This is a genomic window from Phenylobacterium sp. (genome assembly GCF_024508875.1).
Taxonomy (GTDB): domain Bacteria; phylum Pseudomonadota; class Alphaproteobacteria; order Caulobacterales; family Caulobacteraceae; genus Phenylobacterium.
Window position 1 is genome coordinate 1 of record NZ_JANINU010000190.1, and the last position, 4,576, is coordinate 4,576.

The window sequence follows — 4,576 nt, forward strand, 5'->3', positions numbered from 1 at the left end:
ACTCTCGCCGCCCACGGCCTGCGCGCCGTCCGCGGCCTGGCGGTCCCGGTGGAGCAGCTGGAGCGGCTGGACGAGATCCTGCGGGTCGCCCCGATCCAGAGCGGCGGCGTCGTGCTCTCGGACGCGGCGCGCGCCGAGCTGGGATGGAGCGCGCACGATAGCCAGACCATCCTGCGCGCCCTGGGCTTCGCGCCCGTCAATCGCCCGCGGGCCGGCGAGGCCATCGCCTGGCGACGCCGGGCAGAACGCAAGTCCCCGCCGGAGGCCCGCCCCGCTCCGCACTCGCCCTTCGCCGCGCTCGCCGCGCTCAAGGACCGCGCGCCACCCGCGCGCCTGCCCCGGCGACGCCGGAAGAAGGCCGTCCAGGCGTGAGCGAACCGCCGTTCAAGGAGGTGGGCGCCTGCCGCGCCGACGTCTGGCTCTGGCGCGCCCGCTTCTTCAAGACCCGCTCGATGGCGGCGAAGTTCGTCGAGGAAGGCCGCATCCGCCTGACGCGTCCTGGCCAGGAGGAGCACCGGATCGACAAGCCCGCCCGCCCCCTCAAGGTGGGCGACCGGCTGGTGTTCGCGCTCGGCGGGCGGCTGGTGGCTGTGATGGTCGAAGCGATGGGCGACCGACGCGGGCCGGCCAGCGAAGCCAGGACCCTGTATTCCGCGTTGGAAGACAGCTAAGCCACGGTCGGAGACTGGGGCGGCGAGCGCATATCTGGATTTTGAGGCAGCGTCCGGCGTCGCCAACCTTGCCCCTTGGTCCGCCACTCTGGTCCTAGGCTTCGTGCCCGGACAGCGGTTTCAGAACCGCTTCGGCCCACCAGCGAATTGGCCCAGGAGGCGCACCACCGTCGCCTGAACCGAACGCGCCGCGTTCACCAAATTCTCCGACACAATCTTAAGGCGAGTCCAAACATCCTGGCGGCGGTCCAGGAGTTTCCCGATGTTCAGCCGCAACCGCCCCGACCGCGACGACCGTGGTCTCTATCGCAAATATTGGAGCGGCCGTGGCGGCCGGGCGGAATACTGGATCACCGTGGCCTGCGTGATCGGGCTCGGCGCGCTGTTTCCGGGCATGAGCTCGACAGCGGCGACCGGCCCGTTGCTGATCTTCACCATCCGGCGGCTGCACGACTTCGACAGGACGGGCTGGTGGGCGGCGCTGCCGTTCGGCTTCGGCCTGGCGTGCGGCATCGGGATGCTGGCGGTCCCCGCCATGGCGGGCGTTCTCCAGGCGGTCTTGCTGGTGGCGAGCGTGTCGTTCACGGCATTCGTCGGCTTCATGCCCGGAGATCCGGGCCAGAACCGCTACGGCGCGCCCCAGGTCCTGTTCCGCCGCAAGGGGCCCGACCTGGGCGAAACTTTCGGCTGACGGCGCGACCTATCCGCCTCCGCAGAATTCCTGGCGCCCGGTCGCATTGACAAGTGACGGCCACGCCGTGAAAAACCCGCGCCCCCAGCCTCGGGATACCTGTCGGAGTTTCAAGTCCCCGCCATGACCTACATCGTGATGGATCCGTGCATCAAATGTAAGTTCATGGACTGCGTGGAGGTGTGCCCCGTGGACTGCTTCTACGAGGGCGAGAACTTCCTGGCGATCAATCCGGACGAGTGCATCGACTGCGGCGTCTGCGAGCCCGAGTGCCCGGTCGACGCGATCAAGCCCGATACCGAGGACGACGCCGACGGCAAGTGGCTGCGGATCAACTCCGAATACTCGAAGGTGTGGCCGAACATCACGGTCAAGGGCGAGCCGCCCGCCGACAAGGAAGCTTTCGAGCGCGAAACGGGCAAGTTCGAGAAATACTTCTCCGAGAAGCCCGGCCGCGGGTCCTGACCCCGACCTCTGCGCCCCCGGAAGCGGGGCCGGCGCAACCCTTTCATTCGGCTGGTTTTTGTGTTAATGTCGCAAACGACACGACACGAAGGCTTCGCCCGCGTCGGTTTGCAGCAAGAACAGCCGGCCGGCGAAGTTCGTCGGCTCGGGCGAAGGGTGTCTTAAGAGGTCTGGTTTCCGAACACTGAGATGGCGCCGCCGCGGATGGTTTTCGCGGACAGGGTGGCTGTTTCGCTTTTTCGGGGCTTGTGACGAGAGCGCCGCGGCCACGCGGACGGATAGAAAGGTATCTCTATGAGCAAGAGCGGTACGGAGTTCCAGGTCGGCGATCACGTCGTCTACCCCGCCCACGGCGTGGGTCAGGTGCAGGGGATCGAGACCCAGGAAGTCGCCGGTCTGAAGCTTGAAGTCTACGTCATCACGTTCGACCACGAGAAGATGACGCTGCGCGTTCCCACCGCCAAGGCCAAGACCGCGGGCCTGCGCCCCCTGGCCGAGACCGGCGTGGTGTCGAAGGCGCTGACCACCCTCAAGGGCCGCGCCCGCGTGAAGCGCACCATGTGGTCGCGCCGCGCCCAGGAGTACGAAGCCAAGATCAACTCGGGCGACCTGATCTCGATCGCCGAGGTCGTGCGCGACCTGCACCGCGCCGAGAACCAGCCCGAGCAGTCCTATTCCGAGCGCCAACTGTACGAAAGCGCCCTGGACCGCATGGCCCGCGAAGTCGCCGCCATCGAGCGGATCGACCGCGACGCGGCCATCGCCATGCTGAACAAGTCGCTGGTGAAGACCACGGCCGCCGCGGCCTGACGCCGCCCCGCCCGACCGATACGGAAAGCGCCCGGCCTCACCGCCGGGCGTTTTTCTTTGGCCGGGACCTCCGGCCCGCACAGCGGTTGCCCCGCGCGCCGGCCCGTGGCACGAACCCCCGGCGCGGCCCGGTAGCTCAGCCGGATAGAGCAGGGCTTTCCTAAAGCCAAGGTCAGGGGTTCGAATCCCTTCCGGGCCGCCAGCCCCTTTGTCGGGCCAAGCCGATCCCCCAGAAAGACGAAGGGCCCCGGCGGTTTCCCGCGGGACCCTTCGCCCTGCCGTTATCAGGCGGTCACGTCGTCAGAACTTCTGCCCCCAGCGGACGCCGAAGAACTGCGGCTTGATCGGGAACGCGCGGGACGAACCCGAGCAGAAGGTGATCGAGCAGAAGGTGTTCCGCGTCAGCAGGCCGCGCTTGTCGAAGGCGTTCTGGATGAACAGGTCGAGCGTCCAGTTGTCCTTCTTCACCCCGCCCGAGAAGTCGAACGAGACAAAGCCCGAGGTATTGCCGAGCAGGTCGTTGTTGAAGACGTTCAGGTCCTGGGTCGCGCCGGTCTGGTAGAGCGCCGCGCCCTGGACGTAGGCGGTGTATTCGCCGACCTCGGTGTCGTAGCGGACCGAGGTGGTGCCCTTGAACTTGGGCTGGCGGGGCAGCCGGGTGCCGTCGGCTGCGGCGACCTGCGGAGTCGGCGGGCTGGAACCCGGAACCGTGGCGCCGAGCGTGCAGGAGCTGAGCTGCGAGATCGCCATCGTCGAGGTGTTGAGGGCGAAGTTGCAGAAGTTGCCGTCCAGCGCGGCGTCGTTGTAGGCGCCCGAGGTCGAGATGGTGAACTTGTCGAGCTTGAGGTCGGCGTCGTACTCCGCGCCGTAGACCCGAGCTTTGCCGGCGTTGCCGGTCATGCCCGCGCCCTGGGCGCCCGAGACCACCACCGAGTACTGGATGTTGTTCCATTCCTCGTAATAGACGGCCGCGTTGAAGCGGAAGATGTCGCCCCACAGCGTCTTCACCCCGACTTCGTAGTTCGTCAGGGTCTCCGACTTGAACGCGGGCACGGTCGCGACGCCGATGTTCCGGATCCGCAGCGGGCGGTTGAAGCCGCCGGGTCGGAAGCCCGTCGAATAGTTGGCGTAGACCATCTTCGTCGGCGTGATCTGCCAGTCCAGCGCGACCTTGTGCGTCTCGCCGTCCTCCTTGTAGCGGCCGACCTGGTCCTTCGCGGCGAAGTTGGAGTTGAGGCACTGCAGCCGCTCGTCCGGGAGAGGCAGCGTACAGCCCGCCGCCCCGGTCGGGACGAACAGCGACGTCACGGTGTTCCTGGCCGAGGCCATCACCCCGCTGAAGCCCTTCGTCTTGTAGTCGGTCCAGAAGTAGCGGATGCCGGCGGTGAGCTTCAGGGTCGGCGTGATGTTGTAGTGGCCTTCGGCGAAGAGGGCCTTGTCGTGATAGATCTGGTCGGTCTCGACAATGTAGAAGCCGTCCTCCTTCACCGCCGGCGATCCCAGCACCATCGTCCCGCCGTTCGCGACCGGGATGCCGAAGCCGGCCGGGTTGCTGTCGCCGCCGCCGGCCTGGGTGTAGCCGACGATCTGATCCAGCCCCCGGATGGCGTAGTAGGTGTTATTCTCCTGCTTCTGCCACTGGTAGAACGCGCCCGCGGTCACATCGAATGGCCAGCTCTTCGGCGTGGAAATCCGGAATTCCTGAGTGAACTTATCCCGGTGGGTCAACGCATGATAGTATTGCGTCGGATTCAACAGCTTCGTGCACTTGAGCGTCGCGCCTGAACCCGTGCAACCGCTCTTGTCGAAGAACTGAAGGTAGTTCTCGTACCCCGGACCGAAGTCGTCGTAGGTGACGGTGTAATAGGTATAGTCGTTCAGCAGCTTGGTCTTGCGCTGGTGGTAGCCGGTGGCCGAGACCACGTCCCAGTCGCCGATG

Annotated in this window: 5 protein-coding genes, 1 tRNA gene and 1 pseudogene; 6 read left to right on the forward strand and 1 reads right to left on the reverse strand. The window is 66.5% G+C overall.

All coding sequences use genetic code 11. From position 1 onward, the window contains the following. The 6 genes and pseudogenes from Q0L11_RS14520 to Q0L11_RS14545 all read left to right on the forward strand — a co-directional run. Positions 1-372: pseudogene (locus Q0L11_RS14520) on the forward strand (phosphonate-binding protein); the annotation flags it as partial. Continuing rightward, a complete protein-coding gene (locus Q0L11_RS14525; protein WP_296598157.1) occupies positions 369-671 on the forward strand; it encodes an RNA-binding S4 domain-containing protein in 303 nt (100 codons plus the stop codon). The pseudogene Q0L11_RS14520 and the gene Q0L11_RS14525, both read left to right, overlap by 4 nt. Before the next feature lie 262 nt (positions 672-933). Further along, on the forward strand, positions 934-1,362 hold the full coding sequence (locus Q0L11_RS14530) for a DUF805 domain-containing protein (protein ID WP_296598158.1): 429 nt from the start codon (positions 934-936) through the stop codon (positions 1,360-1,362). A 123-nt stretch (positions 1,363-1,485) separates the two neighbouring features. After that, positions 1,486-1,827 carry a ferredoxin FdxA gene (fdxA, locus tag Q0L11_RS14535; RefSeq protein WP_296454860.1) on the forward strand — a complete coding sequence of 114 codons (342 nt, stop codon included), beginning with the start codon at positions 1,486-1,488 and terminating at the stop codon, positions 1,825-1,827. A gap of 294 nt (positions 1,828-2,121) precedes the next feature. After that, positions 2,122-2,637: a CarD family transcriptional regulator gene (locus Q0L11_RS14540; RefSeq protein ID WP_296598159.1), complete on the forward strand. Its 516-nt coding sequence runs from the start codon at positions 2,122-2,124 to the stop codon at positions 2,635-2,637. A gap of 125 nt (positions 2,638-2,762) precedes the next feature. Further along, positions 2,763-2,839, forward strand: a tRNA-Arg gene (locus Q0L11_RS14545). A 98-nt stretch (positions 2,840-2,937) separates the two neighbouring features. Here the strand turns inward: Q0L11_RS14545 and Q0L11_RS14550 are convergent. After that, positions 2,938-4,576, reverse strand: a 1,639-nt coding sequence (locus tag Q0L11_RS14550; protein ID WP_296598161.1) for a TonB-dependent receptor, incomplete at its 5' end; no start/stop codon positions are given.